Origin of the sequence: Pseudoalteromonas sp. McH1-42, assembly GCF_022347845.1 — a bacterium.
Lineage (GTDB): Bacteria > Pseudomonadota > Gammaproteobacteria > Enterobacterales > Alteromonadaceae > Pseudoalteromonas > Pseudoalteromonas rubra_D.
In genome coordinates this window covers 202,902-217,147 of sequence record NZ_JAKRFU010000010.1, presented here as the reverse complement: position 1 = coordinate 217,147, position 14,246 = coordinate 202,902, and the positions used below count along the sequence as shown (strand labels likewise).

The following is a 14,246-nucleotide window of genomic DNA, read 5'->3' as shown; positions in this document are numbered from 1 at the left end:
CCTTAGCCACTGTATGGTTTGCAAAAAGAATTCTTTAAAGGTTACCCAGCCTCATGTTTAAAAAACTACGTGGACTATTTTCAAACGACCTGTCGATCGACTTAGGTACTGCCAATACCCTGATTTATGTGAAAGAAGAAGGGATCGTGCTAAACGAGCCTTCTGTTGTGGCGATCCGTCAAGAGCGTGCTGGTGGACCAAAGAGCGTTGCCTCTGTGGGCACAGCGGCAAAGCAAATGTTGGGACGGACACCAGGCAATATTAAAGCCATCAGGCCAATGAAAGACGGCGTGATAGCTGACTTTTACGTCACCGAAAAAATGCTTCAGCATTTCATCAAACAGGTGCACAACAATAACTTTATGCGACCCAGCCCGCGCGTTTTAATTTGTGTGCCTTGTGGTGCAACTCAAGTTGAAAAGCGCGCCATTCGTGAATCTGCAATGGGGGCAGGCGCAAGAGAAGTGTATCTGATTGAAGAACCGATGGCCGCAGCAATTGGTGCTGGTTTACCAGTGTCTGAGGCAACAGGTTCTATGGTTGTCGATATCGGTGGTGGTACCACCGAGGTGGCAATTATCTCTTTGAACGGTGTGGTTTACTCATCGTCTGTTCGTATTGGCGGTGACAAATTTGACGAAGCCATCATCAACTATGTTCGTCGTAACTTTGGTAGCCTGATTGGTGAAGCGACCGCAGAGCATATCAAACACGAAATTGGTTCTGCGTTTAAGAGTGAGGTGCCAGTTGAGATTGAAGTGCGTGGCCGTAACCTGGCTGAAGGTGTACCGCGTTCTTTTACATTAAACTCACACGAAATTCTGGAAGCGCTGCAAGAGCCTCTCATGGGCATTGTCAGTGCCGTGATGGTTGCGCTGGAGCAATCTCCGCCAGAGCTGGCTTCTGACATCTCAGCGCATGGTATGGTGCTGACAGGTGGTGGTGCGTTGCTGAAAGACCTTGATCGTCTGTTGATGGAAGAAACTGGGATCCCGGTAGTTGTTGCAGAAGATCCCTTGACCTGTGTTGCCCGAGGTGGTGGTAAAGCTCTGGAAATGATAGATATGCACGGTGGTGACGTATTTAGTTACGACTGATGAACCTGTTATTTGGACGGACCATTTCTTTACAACTGCGACTTACTGTCGCAGTTGTGCTTAGCGTACTGTTGATCCTTGGTGATAGATACACCTCAGGCGGTACCTTGGTTCGGACTAGTCTTAATACGCTGGTAAGTCCGCTGCTCTACGTGGCGAACGTGCCCTATGAAGTATTTTCACTGGGCGCGAAAAGTCTGGATACCCGTGACCGGTTGTTTCAGGAAAATGAAGCCTTACGAAAAAAGCAGCTGTTACAAAGCGAGCAGCTTCAGCAGTATCAATTCTTGCTACGTGAGAACCAGCAATTGCGTGCGTTACTGGGGGCGTCTTCCCGGCAGCAAAGAGAGCGTCTGATTGCAGAAGTTTTGTCGGTCCGGTCGAGTCGATACAGCCATCAGGTGGTGGTGAATCGAGGTGCCATAGATGGGGTGCTGGAAGGGCAGCCTGTGATTGATGAAATGGGCATTGTCGGGCAACTGACCCAAGTGGGTAGTACCACATCTCGCGTTTTACTCATGACCGACACGACTCATGCGACGCCCGTACGCATTCTGCGCAATGACGTGCGTACTGTGGTTGAAGGCACAGGCAAGATCAATCTGGTGCAGTTACAGCATGTGCCACATAGTTTGGATATTCGTCTGGGAGATATTTTGGTCACATCGGGGTTAGGCGGTACCTTTCCAGAGGGGTATCCCGTTGCTGTGGTTACAGAAATTGATCGTGATGAAGGTCTGCCTTTCTCTAAAGTGTATGCTGAGCCCGTGGCACAACTGGATCGTATTCGTTTGCTCGTGATTTTGGGCAAGATGGCCAAAGAGGAGCCTGAGGCATGAACCGAAGTTACGCCCTGGTCGCCCTAAGTCTGTTTATTGCTCTAATCATGGCACTGATGCCGCTGCCGTTTTCCATTGAACCATTCCGTCCTGACTGGGTCTTACTGGTGTTGATGTATTGGTCCATTGCTTTGCCGCATCGCGTGAACATAGGCTGGGCGTGGTGTACCGGGTTGATAATGGATCTGGCGACGGGGTCGCCGTTGGGCGTGAATTCACTGACCTACTCTATCTGTTTGTATATTACGACAAGTAACTTTCAGAAGATCAGAAACTTCTCAATTTGGCAGCAGGCGGTACTTATTGGTTTGTTCTTAGCCTTGTATCATCTACTGCAGTTTTGGCTGAATCACTTCCTGTTAGACATTTATTTTAATCCCAGATATTTATGGCCTGCTTTGGTAGGTATGCTGTGCTGGCCCTGGGTTTTCCTGTTATTACGAAAGTATCGCAGACATTTTAGGATCCGTTAATGACACCAACTCTTTATCTGGCATCAGCATCGCCACGCAGGCGCGAATTGTTGACTCAGCTTGGTTATACCTTTTCACAATTTGCGGTAGATGCAGATGAAAGCCGATTGCCCGGTGAAGCGCCACTGACGTATGTTGAACGCCTTGCGCGTCTCAAAGCCACCAGTGGTGTGGCGATGGGTTATCAGGATGCGCCAGTACTGGGTAGCGATACAATCGTAGTACTTGAGCAACAGGCGCTGGGCAAACCCACAGATCAAAACGACTTTATTGCTATGATGCAGGCGTTATCCGGACAAACGCATCAGGTGATGACGGCGATTGCCGTGGCAGATGCAAAACGTGTACTGAGCCAGACTGTGATAACAGATGTTACATTTAAACCCTTGAGTGATCAGGAAATTGAGCAATACTGGCACAGTGGCGAGCCGCAAGATAAGGCGGGGGGCTATGGCATTCAGGGACTGGGAGGACGATTTGTTACTCAGTTATCTGGTAGCTATTTTGCCGTTGTCGGCTTACCTTTATATGAAACGGATGAACTGATTAAAGCATTTATGGCGGGTGTAGATGAGTAGTGAGTTATTGATCAATGTGACCCCGAGCGAAAGCCGGGTTGCACTCATTGAAAACGGTGTACTGCAAGAAGTGCAGGTTGAGCGGGTAGGTAATCTGGGGATTGTTGGCAATATATACTTGGGCAAAATTAGCCGGGTTCTGCCTGGTATGCAGGCTGCGTTTGTTGATATTGGCCTGGAGAAAGCCGCATTTTTGCATGCTTCAGACATTGTAAACAGTGCATCGATTGAAGAAGGCGTCGATGATCAGCCGATCAAGAAAGTTCAGGATATCCGGGAGCTGGTAAAACAAGGCCAGTTTATTATGGTGCAGGTGGTGAAAGATCCAATCGGTACTAAAGGTGCCCGACTGACCACAGACATCACCATTCCTTCGCGTTATCTGGTATTTATGCCGGATGCCACTCATGTGGGCGTCAGTCAGCGTATTGAAACTGAAGAAGAACGCAGTCGTCTGAAAAAAATTGTTGCTCAGTACAATGATGAAAATGGTGGCTTTATTGTCCGTACCGCGGCTGAAGGTGCCGCAGAAGCAGAACTACAACACGATGCTGAATTCCTCAAAAAACTGTGGCAAAAGATCATCAAGCGCCGACAGAAAACCAGTAAAGCTAGCATCCTCCATGAAGACCTCACTCTGGCGTTTCGTACACTCAGAGATTATGTCGGTGAAGACATGGAGCGTATCCGGGTCGATTCCAAATTGACCTACCAGCAACTAAAGGACTTTACTGAGGAGTTTGTGCCTCAGTTGTCACAAACGCTGGAATACTACCCCGGGGAACGGCCAATCTTTGACCTGTTTGATGTCGAAATTGAAATTCAAAAAGCATTACATCGTAAGGTCGAATTGAAATCAGGCGGTTATTTGATTTTTGATCAGACTGAAGCCATGACTACGGTGGATGTGAATACAGGCGCGTTCGTCGGTCACCGTAACCTGGAAGAAACGATTTTTAATACCAATGTTGAAGCCACATCGGCCATCGCCAGACAACTGAGGTTACGTAATCTGGGCGGAATTATCATTATCGACTTTATCGATATGATTTCTGATGAGCACAAGCGCCGGGTGTTGCATTCACTCGAAACAGCCCTGGCGAAAGACCGTGCTAAGGCCAATATTAATGGTTTGTCTGCCCTTGGGCTGGTCGAGATGACCCGTAAACGCACCCGTGAGAGTCTGGAACATATTTTGTGTGATGTGTGCCCAGCTTGCTCTGGCCGAGGTTCTCTCAAGACAGTTGAAACCGTCTGCTACGAGATTTTACGCGAAATTGTCCGCGTAAATCGTGCTTATGATGCCGATAAGTTCATGGTTTATGCGTCACCTGCGGTCAGTGAAGCGCTGGTCAATGACGAATACCATAATCTGGCCGAGTTGGAACTGTTTATTGGTAAGCAGGTCAGTATTCAGACTGAGAGCCTGTACAGCCAGGAGCAGTTTGATGTCGTCATGATGTAGTGACACGATGCAGGTTAAGGCGGTTTGTTTTTTTTGTGTACGAAAAATGTGGCAAGTGTTTGCTGTCACATTGGTACTGCTTGCCGTCCTGGTTTCGGTGGTCAAATACAGCCTGCCTTACGCCAATGAATATAAACATGATATTGAGTCGCTGGTTACCCAGCAGCTCGGAGTTGAATTAAACATTGGCAGCATAAGTGCCAGCTGGCAGGGCAATGGTCCGGCGCTGGTGCTGCGTGATGTCAGTTTTGAAGACAACGCCCGTTCCCCTATCTCTTTGCATATCGCACAGACCAGCTTGCAGCTAAATCTGGTCGAGTCAGTCCGGCAGTGGCGACTGGTATCTAACTATTTTGTGCTGGATGGCTTTGACGCCACCGTTGATATTCAGGCCATGGCGCAAAGCATGGAAGGTGGTAGTGGTGAGTTTGAACAACAGGCGCTGATTGAAGAGCTGTTTTTGGGCGATACGGGCCATTTTGCAGTTCAAAATAGCCAGGTAACTTTGCTGGTTGCGGACGATAAATCTCACACTCTACTGGTGCCGGATCTGATCTGGCAAAACAGTGCTGATGTACATAATGGTGAGGGGCAGATCTCCTTCCCAGGTCTTGCCAAAGGTCAGCTAAACGCGCGTTTTCGTTTTCATGGTCAGCAGCTTAGTGCAATGGCCGGTGATATTTTCATTGATGCACAGCAAGTTGAGCTGATGAGTTGGTTGCAGGCGTATCTTGACCCGCAATACCAAACGGCCAGTTCGAGCGTGAATATGCAACTCTGGGCGCGACTGGAACAAGGCAAGTTCAACGATATTCTGGTCAACTGGTTACCGAGTAGCATTAGCTGGCAACAAGGGCAAATCCACAGACAATTGGCTGTACAAGGTGGGGCTTTGCATTTGCAACCAGCGCAAAATGGCTGGGCATTAAGTAGCTCTGAGTTGCAGCTATCTCAAAATGAACAAAGCCCCACAGCGCTTAGTATTGAGGGATATTTTAGCAATAGTGAACGTACGCTGTGGATGCAGGGCCTGGACCTGGCGTATGTCACTCAGTTGCTGTCACTCACACACTTCGACTGGGCGAAGCAAGTAGAAGCTTTGTCTCCTGCTGGCCTGATAACCGCCGCCAGAGTGTCAATGGGAAGTGATTCACCCGTGTCGTTGTGGCTCGCTTTAGAGGAAGCCGGTTGGCGACAACTCGGTGGGATTCCGGGGTTTTCAGGGCTCAATGCCGAGCTAATGCTCACGCCAGAGCGTGGTGTGCTCAGTCTCAGTGCACAAGATCGGGCTCTGTTGGTAGAAGAGCAATTTATAGCCCCAATCGCCGTCAAAGAACTCAACGGAGACATTCACTTTTACCGGGATGACGGACATAAATGGCATGTGCAGTCGGATAACCTGTGGCTCAGCAATGAGGATTTAAGTGTTGCGTTGGAAATGCACTTACGCTTGCTTGAAGAACCTGTGCTGGATTTATATGCCGATGTATTTGGCGGCGATGCCAGTATCGCGGGCCGTTATTTCCCGCTACAGCTGATGAATGAAAACCTGGTCAGTTATCTTAACAACGGGATCCAGGGCGGGCGACTCAGACACACTCAAGTATTGTTGTCAGGGCCGCTGACACAATTTCCGTACCGCGGACATCATGGTCGCTTTGAAGTCCTGGCTCGGATTGATCAGGCTAAGTTTGCCTTTGCGCCGGATTGGGCTGCCCTGCATAATGGTGATGTGACATTGCATTTTGCCGATGAGCGAATGGATATTACGGTTAATAGCGGTGAGCTGTTGAACCAGACATTGAGCAGTGGGGTTGTGGTTAGTCTGGCTGATCTTGAACAAACCAATTTGCTGACCGTCAACATCGTACACACGACGGAAGCCAGCACGCTGGCACCATTTTTCAACGCCACACCAATCGCCGACCCGTTAGCTGATATTCTTCAGGTCGCGCAGGTTGAGGGTGATGTTACAGGTAATGTCGATCTGCTGATCGATTTGGCGTCGCTGGATGTCAATGTTCTGGGGGCGGTTGAATTCAAGGACAATGCCCTCTATCTAGAGCAACCGGGCATGGCGCTTGATAAGCTAAGTGGCACACTGAAATTTATTGATGACAACATTGAACTGGAAAATACCCGGGCGCTGTGGCGAGGGATGCCGTTACTTTTCAGCTTGTCAGGGCAAGGTGACAGTGCCCGCTATCAGCTCGGCATTGAGACGCGTTTGAGTGCAGCCAGCGACAAGTTGCTGCCGCTCACACAAGGCTTGATGGACGATTTTATTACCGGTAATGCCTTATTGGCAGGACAGGTAATGTTGGACTTCACCGAACAAGGCTTCAGTTATCAGGCAGATTTTAAATCCGACTTACAAGGTGCCAATATTGAATTACCTGCACCGGTTGGCAAGTCGGCAGATGAGCGTATGCAGTTAACGGCGCAGGTACGTGGTGACGATATTTCTAATTTGATTAGCGTCACACTTGGTGAGCAGCTTTACTTCGATGGCATTTTAGACAATAACAGTGGTTTGATTGAACGTGCTCAGCTTGTCTTTGCTGAGACTAATCGTGCATTAAGTCAGCCTGGATTCAATGTGGCTATCACTCAACCTCAGCTCACACTGGCACCTTGGCTGCCATTCATTGACCGCATTATTGAACAGGTAGAACAGCCGTCGGAGCAGCCGGGCATATTACCCGCTTTTGATACGCTGCGCGCGCAGATAGGCCAGTTAAATGTCTTTGAACTCGGTGTTAATGACTTTGAGTTAAGCCTTCGCCCGCAATCCAGTGGGCTGCTGGCACGATTGAATGCCAGAGAGTTAAGAGCACAGGTACAGTTTCCAAATGATAATGCGGCACAACCAATCCAGATACAAGCGGACTATTTGCGGCTTAACCCGCTTGAGCCGACAGATGCGGGTACCACGACTGAAACGGCTTCTCTCGATGATTCACAAGCTGCGCCTGAGGCATCATTGCAGTGGTTAACGAACATTCCGGCTATAGAGTTTAACTGCGATGATTGTCGTATAACCCAGTATCAGCTGGATAAGGTGGACCTGGCCTTGCAGGGCAATGGCGAAGCGCTACAGATCACACGTTTGCAGGTGGATAAAGGGGATCATGTGCTGCAAGGTACGGGTGGTTGGCATAATGGTCGCTCACACTTTAATGGCACGCTGACCAGCAGCGATTTTGGTCAGTTAATGGAAGAGTTTGATATCACTTCCAGCGTTCAGGATTCCAGTGCTGACATTGAGTTTGCCCTGAGCTGGGCAGACGCGCCTTATGAATTTGATGTTGCCACGCTTGACGGATCAGTAAAATGGCAACTGGGTGAAGGGCATCTGGCTGAGATCAGCGATCAGGGCACACGGGTGTTTTCTTTGCTGAGTTTGGATTCACTGGTTCGTAAACTCAAACTGGATTTTCGTGATGTGTTTGCCAAAGGGTTTTTCTACAACCGCATTGACGGCACTTTCCAGCTCGACAAAGGGGTTGTATATACTGGGGATACCCAACTGGATGGGGTGCCAGCCGACTTGTCGGTCAGGGGATATGCCGATCTCAATAGCAAAGCCATTGACTACGAGCTGTCAGTTGCTCCGCAGGTTACGTCGAGTTTACCAGTGATTGTGGGGTGGATGGTGAATCCGGTCACGGGTCTTGCGGCACTGGCCCTTGATAAAGTGATCCATTCGGCACGGGTGATCTCAGAGATTAAATTTAAAGTGACCGGCACTATGGCAGAGCCTGTGGTGACCGAACTGGATCGTAAGAGCCGTGAGGTCGAGTTACCTAAGCCTCCGGGTTCACAGCCTGAGAAACCTGCGCAGCCCGTTGTCCCTCAAGGTGAGGAAACCCCAGACACACAAGTTGATATACCCAGGTTAGGCGAACAGACGCCACAGCAAGATGCATCAGATACACAGACGGACAAGTCTGTGGAGGCAGGGGAGGGTCCCGGCAGTCTGAGCTCAGAGACAGGTCAAGAGGAACAACCATGAAAAGCGGCCATATCTATGTTGTACAGATGTGTTCAGGGGTGCACCCTGAGGAGAATCTTGAGCAGTTAAAAGCTTTACTCAGCCAGCAAACACTGATGCAACCTGCGTTGGTGTGTTTACCCGAATCCTGGCTGGCATTTTGTCAGACTCCTCAGCAAACGCTTGCACAAGCCCAAAATAATGCCTACTGGATCACACAAATTCAGCAGCTTTGCCGGGACCTTAATATCTGGCTAGCTGCGGGTACCATCGCCCTCACAGATGGCCTGGGTCGTTATTATGCAGCCAGTCTGCTGTTTAACAATGAAGGGGTCGAAGTTGCACGCTATAATAAGATCCATCTGTTTGATGCGGATGTCGCTGACAGCGCCGGGCAATATAGGGAGTCAACTCTGACTCGTCCCGGTGATGACATTGTCACCGTGGATAGCCCCTTTGGCCGTCTGGGATTGAGCGTTTGCTATGATTTACGCTTTCCGGGTCTGTATCAGGCGATGCGTGAACAGGGCGCGGAGATACTGCTGGTACCCAGTGCTTTCACAACCGTCACCGGGGCTGCACACTGGCAGCCTTTGTTACAGGCGCGGGCGATAGAAACACAATGCTATGTGGTGGCAGCCGCGCAGGTTGGGGAGCATGAGAATGGTCGGCAAACCTATGGTCATAGCCTGGTGGTTTCCCCTTGGGGCGTGTGCCTTGGCGAAGCGCAAACTCAGGTAGGTGTGATTCATGCCCAGCTTGATCTGAGTGACCTGCATGCCATCCGACAGAAAATGCCTGTAGCGGCACATAACCGATTTAAGAGCGATTTTTATGAGTAATTTTGGTAGCGAGCACGTCGAACAACATTTACTGACGGACAGTGACTTAACGCGGGAACAATTGCAACAAACATTGGCATACATTCATCAGCACAAAGTGGACTATGCCGATCTGTATTTCCAGTCCAGTTATCATGAAACCTGGGTGCTGGAAGATGGCTCCGTTAAAGAGGGCAGTTATAATATTGAGCGGGGAGTTGGGGTTCGCGCTGTAAGTGGCGAGAAAACGGGGTTTAGTTACTCAGATGCCATTAATATGGAAGCATTGAACCAGGCTGCAATGGCCGCCAGAAGTATTGCCCAGCAAGGTGAGAATAAACAGGTTCAGGTGTTCAGTGATGTTAAAGCCGCGACCCAATTTGAGGCAACTCAGCCGCTGTTGAGCATGAGCGATACCGATAAAGTTTCGTTATTGCGAGAGGTTGAAGCGGCGATCCGTGATTTAGCCCCTGAAGCGGAGCAAGTCGTTAGCTCCATGTCTGCGGTATATGAAGAAGTGTTGATCGCAGCCAGTGATGGTACTTTTGCAACAGATATTCGTCCTTTGGTGCGCTTAAATTGCTCTGTATTATTAGCGAAAAATGGCCGTCGTGAGCGAGGCAGTGCCGGTGGGGGAGCCCGTCTGGATTACAATTACTTCAGAGAACTGGTCGATGGCAAGCCGCGTTGGCAGCATTATGTCACCAAAGCGGTTCACCAGGCACGTGTAAATCTGGAAGCGGTTGATGCACCTGCTGGGGCTATGCCAGTTGTACTGGGGGCTGGCTGGCCGGGAGTATTACTCCATGAAGCGGTGGGACATGGTCTTGAAGGGGACTTTAACCGCAAAGGCGCGTCTGCATTTAGCGGGCGAGTCGGCGAACAAGTGGCTTCCAGCCTCTGTACTGTGGTGGATGACGGTACCTTGGATAACCGTCGTGGTTCACTGAATATTGACGATGAAGGCACCCCGGCAGGCTACAATGTGCTAATCGAAAAGGGTGTGCTTAAAGGCTATATGCAGGATAAGCTCAATGCCCGATTGATGGGCGTGACACCCACTGGCAATGCCAGACGTGAATCTTATGCACATCTGCCGATGCCAAGAATGACCAATACATATATGCTGCCGGGTGAGCATAGTCAAAATGACATCATAGCTTCGGTAAAGAAAGGGATCTTTGCGCCTAACTTTGGTGGCGGCCAGGTTGATATTACGTCGGGTAAATTTGTATTTTCAGCTTCAGAAGCTTACCTGATAGAAGATGGCAAAGTGACGCAGCCTATCAAAGGTGCCACCTTAATCGGCAATGGCCCGGATGTTATGCAGAAGGTATCTATGGTTGGTAACGATCTGGAACTGGATACAGGTGTCGGGGTGTGTGGTAAAAATGGTCAGAGTGTGCCTGTTGGCGTTGGTCAGCCAAGTCTGAAAATTGACGAACTCACTGTGGGTGGTACAGCCTAAAAAACTATCCGCAGTATTTTAGCTAAGTTGTATTATACTGCGGAACGCTTTATCACTTTGCTTATGGTAGGATCAGTTCTTTAAGTAACTGAAATAGCTCCTTAGAGCTTTTTCCTGGCTTTTCCGCCTGATGCTCTTTTTTCGCCTGGCGAACCAGTTGTCTGAGCTTCTGGCGCTCCAGCGTTGGATGTGCTTCAAGCAGGGTATTGATCTTTTCATCCCCCTTGGCTATCAGTTCATCTCTGAGCTGTTCTACCTGATTAAGCAGGACATCTGCCTGGTTGTTTCTGTTGAGTAACAGATCCAGACCTTGCTGTAATTCTTCTACATTACTGGTGGTACGCAGTTGCTTGGCAATAAAGTTCAGATGACGGCGGTAGGCATCGTGCTTACCGCGCAGCTTGTCTGCCAGTTCCATCGCTGCGACCAGCTCAGGGGAGAGTGGCAGCTTTTCTCTTTGCTTTTTCCCTAATTGCGCGATATCAACGCCAAGTTGATGGTATTGCTGTGCATCACGTTTTAATTCGCTCTTTGAGACGTAAATGATCTCTTCTTCTGGCTCTTGGGTAGGTTTTTTGGCCATTTTACCGCACTTACTTCAGTTATTGATGATCAGATTATATCAGAAGTCAGAAAAAGCAGTAATGCATACATGAATGCGCAAATTGCCTAAGGGTGTCATACAGAATCTTTACTTGAGTCACAGCGCATCGGCGCAGGCTGTGTTAGGATTATAGAAGTACTATGATTTGTGGAATAAAAACATGAGCCAGCAACACGATCCCATTTGGACGCAAATTGATGAAGTAAAACAAGCCGTATCTGATGTTTTGGACTATGCAAAGCAACTGGGGGCGACATCTGCTGAGGCATCGATGAGTCGTACTTCAGGTTTATCAGTTAGTACCCGAATGGGAGAAGTTGAAACGATTGAATTTAACCAGGATGGTGGCCTGGGACTGAGTGTTTACGTTGGTCAGCATAAAGGGTCTGCTTCGACGGCCGATCTCGGTCCCAAAGCTTTGCGTTCCGTAGTTGAAAAAGCGGTCGAAATTGCCAAATTCACATCGGATGATCCCTGTAATGGTGTGGCTGATGCTGAGTTAATGCCTGAGGTGGTGCCTGATTTAGATCTTTTCCATCCCTGGTCACTGACACCTGAGGAAGGTGTGAAGCGCTGTCTTGAAGCGGAGCAGGCGGCATTGAATTACGACGAGCGTATTGTTAACTCTGATGGGGCCAGCGTCGCCAGTCATCAGGGCCTGCGCGTTTACGGCAACAGCCATGGTTTTCTGGCCGGGTTTCCGCGTACCCGACACACCTTAAGCACTATGGTGATCGGTGAAGAAAATGGGGTGATGCAACGAGATAATGCTTACTCCATCACACGTGTGCATTCGCAGTTGAGAGATGCCAAAGAGGTAGGCATAGAGGCAGCAGAGTCGACGCTGGCTAAGCTAAACAGTCGTAAGCTGGAAACCATGCGGGTACCGGTTGTATTCCGGGCTGACATTGCCAATAGCCTGTTTGGACATCTGGTTTCCGCCATTGGCGGTGGTGCTTTGTATCGAAAGTCGAGCTTCTTGCTGGATAGTTTGGGTACTGACGTCTTTTCGTCTTGTGTGTCGATCAAAGAGCAGCCACACTTGTTGCAGGCACTCGCATCGAGCCCGTTTGACGCTGAAGGTGTGCAGACAACCGAGCGCGATATCATCAAAGGAGGCGTACTCGAGACCTATTTGTTGCCAAGCTACGCAGCCAGACGCCTGGGTATGCGTAGTACGGGCCATGCGGGTGGGATCCACAACTGGCTGGTACAGGCCACTGAGCCGGACCTGGCCGCGTTGCTGCGGACCATGGGGCGTGGCTTATTAGTGACTGAACTTATGGGGCAGGGGGTTAATACGGTAACTGGTGACTACTCACGCGGCGCTGCCGGTTTCTGGGTAGAAAATGGGGAGATCCAATATCCAGTCAGTGAGATCACCATTGCAGGTAACCTCAAGGATATGTTTAAGTCAATTCAGGCAATTGGGGGAGACATTGAAACGCGTGGCGCTGTTCAAACTGGCTCGGTGCTGATAGAAAATATGCAAGTTGCGGGTCAGTAACCGGTAGTTGTATGTGTTTGGCTGCTTAGACAAGCAGCCAGGTCGCCGTGCCGAGGAAGGCAAAAATGCCTACGATGTCGGTGACTGTGGTCAGTACAACACTGCCCGCCAGTGCTGGGTCTATATTCATTCTTTTTAGAATCAGAGGTATGCTGGCGCCTGCAATGCCCGCAGCAACCAGATTCATAAACATTGCAAAGGCAATCACGCCCCCGAGTACAAAATCCCATTGCCACAGGGCAATCACACCTGCAATCAGCAAAGACCAGAGTAACCCATTCAAGGCGCCAATGGCGAGCTCTTTACCCAGTAAGAAGCGCTGGTTAGTGGCGTTAACGTGCCCCAGAGCAATACCACGGATCACCAAAGTCAGGGTTTGACTGCCAGCCACACCACCCATGCTGGGGACTATGCCATTCAATACTGCGAGGATCGGTAAAATATCTAAGGTGCCTTCGAAAAAGCTGGCAACGAAAGCGGCCATCAGTGCAGTAAGCAGGTTGATCCCCAGCCAGATTGAACGGCGACGGCTACTTTTCCAGACCGGCGCAAAGGTATCTTCTTCATCGTCGAGACCAGCCATACTCATGAGGCTGTGTTCGGCGTCCTCTCGGATAACATCAACGATGTCATCGATGGTGATACGCCCCAGCAAATGTGCGTTGTCGTCTACTACTGGTGCTGAGATCCAATTATGACGTTCAAACAGCTGGGCGACATCGCTTTCGTCCATTGAAATGGGAATAGTTTCACGTTCTTCATTCATTAACTCATTAACCAGTTTGTCAGGCTGGCTGGTTAAAAGCACACTGATTGGCAGGGAGCCCAAAAAGCAATTGTCTTTGTCTACTACGTACAGGTCATCGGTGCCATCAGGGAGCTCCCCTTTGAGGCGTAGATAACGTAACACGACATCCAGTGACACATCCGGGCGGATCGTCACTGTATCTGTGTTCATCAATGCGCCTGCGGAGTGCTCGACATAAGACAGTGCCTGGGTTGCTCGGGCTCTGTCTTGCGAGTCCATGGCACCGATAACGTCCTGATAGACGGGATCTGGCAAGCTTCTCAGGACTTCACCGAGATCATCATCATCCATGTCTTCTGTCGCCGCAGCGATCAGCTCTGGCTCCATTTTGGCAATGATGCTGAGTCTCACATCTTCAGACAGCTCTTCAAGCACGTCACCCTGTATATCCGGGTCAACCAATTGCCAAAGCAGGGTTCTGATTTTATGTGGGGAGGACTCCAGCAATAGCGCGGTGTCGCAGGGTGGAATTTCGGCTAAGGTTCGCCTGACTTGAACAAACTGACCACTGTTAAGGGCATTCGTAACTTGCTGCAATAGCTCCAGTGTGTAGTCTTGTTCAAAAGCTTCAGGCATAGGCATCCCAGGTTGG

General features: G+C 49.6%; 11 protein-coding genes. 9 read left to right on the top strand and 2 right to left on the bottom strand.

Annotation, left to right across the window (positions count from 1 at the left end; all coding sequences use genetic code 11):
• Window positions 1–53: 53 nt before the first annotated feature.
• The 8 genes from MHN31_RS10755 to tldD are packed head-to-tail and all read left to right on the top strand — an operon-like array spanning window position 54 to window position 10,735.
• The gene (locus MHN31_RS10755; RefSeq protein ID WP_010386656.1) at window positions 54–1,097 is read left to right on the top strand and encodes a rod shape-determining protein; all 1,044 of its coding nucleotides are present in this window, start codon (window positions 54–56) and stop codon (window positions 1,095–1,097) included.
• Entirely contained in the window at window positions 1,097–1,936 is an 840-nt protein-coding gene (gene mreC / locus MHN31_RS10750) for a rod shape-determining protein MreC (protein WP_010386655.1), read from the top strand. Before MHN31_RS10755 ends, mreC begins: the two co-directional genes overlap by 1 nt.
• On the top strand, window positions 1,933–2,409 hold the full coding sequence (gene mreD, locus MHN31_RS10745) for a rod shape-determining protein MreD (RefSeq protein WP_125558565.1): 477 nt from the start codon (window positions 1,933–1,935) through the stop codon (window positions 2,407–2,409). Before mreC ends, mreD begins: the two co-directional genes overlap by 4 nt.
• The gene (locus MHN31_RS10740) at window positions 2,409–2,987 is read left to right on the top strand and encodes a Maf family protein (protein WP_239444261.1); all 579 of its coding nucleotides are present in this window, start codon (window positions 2,409–2,411) and stop codon (window positions 2,985–2,987) included. The genes mreD and MHN31_RS10740 overlap by 1 nt, the downstream gene beginning before the upstream one ends.
• The gene (gene rng / locus MHN31_RS10735) at window positions 2,980–4,452 is read left to right on the top strand and encodes a ribonuclease G (protein WP_010386650.1); all 1,473 of its coding nucleotides are present in this window, start codon (window positions 2,980–2,982) and stop codon (window positions 4,450–4,452) included. The genes MHN31_RS10740 and rng overlap by 8 nt, the downstream gene beginning before the upstream one ends.
• Before the next feature lie 46 nt (window positions 4,453–4,498).
• Window positions 4,499–8,467, top strand: coding sequence for a YhdP family protein (locus MHN31_RS10730; protein ID WP_239444260.1), 3,969 nt, complete (start codon window positions 4,499–4,501; stop codon window positions 8,465–8,467).
• Window positions 8,464–9,288, top strand: a complete 825-nt coding sequence (locus MHN31_RS10725; RefSeq protein ID WP_239444259.1) for a carbon-nitrogen hydrolase family protein — start codon at window positions 8,464–8,466, stop codon at window positions 9,286–9,288. Before MHN31_RS10730 ends, MHN31_RS10725 begins: the two co-directional genes overlap by 4 nt.
• Window positions 9,281–10,735 (top strand): metalloprotease TldD, encoded by a 1,455-nt coding sequence (gene tldD, locus MHN31_RS10720; protein WP_125558557.1) that lies wholly within the window; start codon window positions 9,281–9,283, stop codon window positions 10,733–10,735. The genes MHN31_RS10725 and tldD overlap by 8 nt, the downstream gene beginning before the upstream one ends.
• 61 nt (window positions 10,736–10,796) lie before the next feature.
• On the opposite strand, the gene yjgA is transcribed toward tldD, so the two are convergent.
• Complete coding sequence (yjgA, locus tag MHN31_RS10715; RefSeq protein ID WP_125558555.1) at window positions 10,797–11,318, bottom strand: ribosome biogenesis factor YjgA; 522 nt, start codon at window positions 11,316–11,318, stop codon at window positions 10,797–10,799.
• Window positions 11,319–11,499: 181 nt separating this feature from the next.
• On the opposite strand from yjgA, the gene pmbA reads away from it, so the two are divergent.
• The gene (pmbA, locus tag MHN31_RS10710) at window positions 11,500–12,846 is read left to right on the top strand and encodes a metalloprotease PmbA (RefSeq protein WP_138538346.1); all 1,347 of its coding nucleotides are present in this window, start codon (window positions 11,500–11,502) and stop codon (window positions 12,844–12,846) included.
• 25 nt (window positions 12,847–12,871) lie between these two features.
• Here pmbA and mgtE read toward each other — a convergent pair whose 3' ends face one another.
• Window positions 12,872–14,230, bottom strand: a complete 1,359-nt coding sequence (gene mgtE / locus MHN31_RS10705) for a magnesium transporter (protein WP_010386636.1) — start codon at window positions 14,228–14,230, stop codon at window positions 12,872–12,874.
• Window positions 14,231–14,246: the final 16 nt, after the last annotated feature.

What these genes read in the sequence shown, in the direction of transcription:
- tldD (WP_125558557.1), top strand. Translation starts at nt 9,281, where the DNA reads ATGAGTAATTTTGGTAGCGAGCACGTCGAACAACATTTACTGACGGAC.
- yjgA (WP_125558555.1), bottom strand. Translation starts at nt 11,318, where the DNA reads ATGGCCAAAAAACCTACCCAAGAGCCAGAAGAAGAGATCATTTACGTC.
- mreC (WP_010386655.1), top strand. Translation starts at nt 1,097, where the DNA reads ATGAACCTGTTATTTGGACGGACCATTTCTTTACAACTGCGACTTACT.
- MHN31_RS10725 (WP_239444259.1), top strand. Translation starts at nt 8,464, where the DNA reads ATGAAAAGCGGCCATATCTATGTTGTACAGATGTGTTCAGGGGTGCAC.
- MHN31_RS10730 (WP_239444260.1), top strand. Translation starts at nt 4,499, where the DNA reads ATGTGGCAAGTGTTTGCTGTCACATTGGTACTGCTTGCCGTCCTGGTT.
- MHN31_RS10755 (WP_010386656.1), top strand. Translation starts at nt 54, where the DNA reads ATGTTTAAAAAACTACGTGGACTATTTTCAAACGACCTGTCGATCGAC.
- mreD (WP_125558565.1), top strand. Translation starts at nt 1,933, where the DNA reads ATGAACCGAAGTTACGCCCTGGTCGCCCTAAGTCTGTTTATTGCTCTA.
- pmbA (WP_138538346.1), top strand. Translation starts at nt 11,500, where the DNA reads ATGAGCCAGCAACACGATCCCATTTGGACGCAAATTGATGAAGTAAAA.
- mgtE (WP_010386636.1), bottom strand. Translation starts at nt 14,230, where the DNA reads ATGCCTGAAGCTTTTGAACAAGACTACACACTGGAGCTATTGCAGCAA.
- MHN31_RS10740 (WP_239444261.1), top strand. Translation starts at nt 2,409, where the DNA reads ATGACACCAACTCTTTATCTGGCATCAGCATCGCCACGCAGGCGCGAA.
- rng (WP_010386650.1), top strand. Translation starts at nt 2,980, where the DNA reads ATGAGTAGTGAGTTATTGATCAATGTGACCCCGAGCGAAAGCCGGGTT.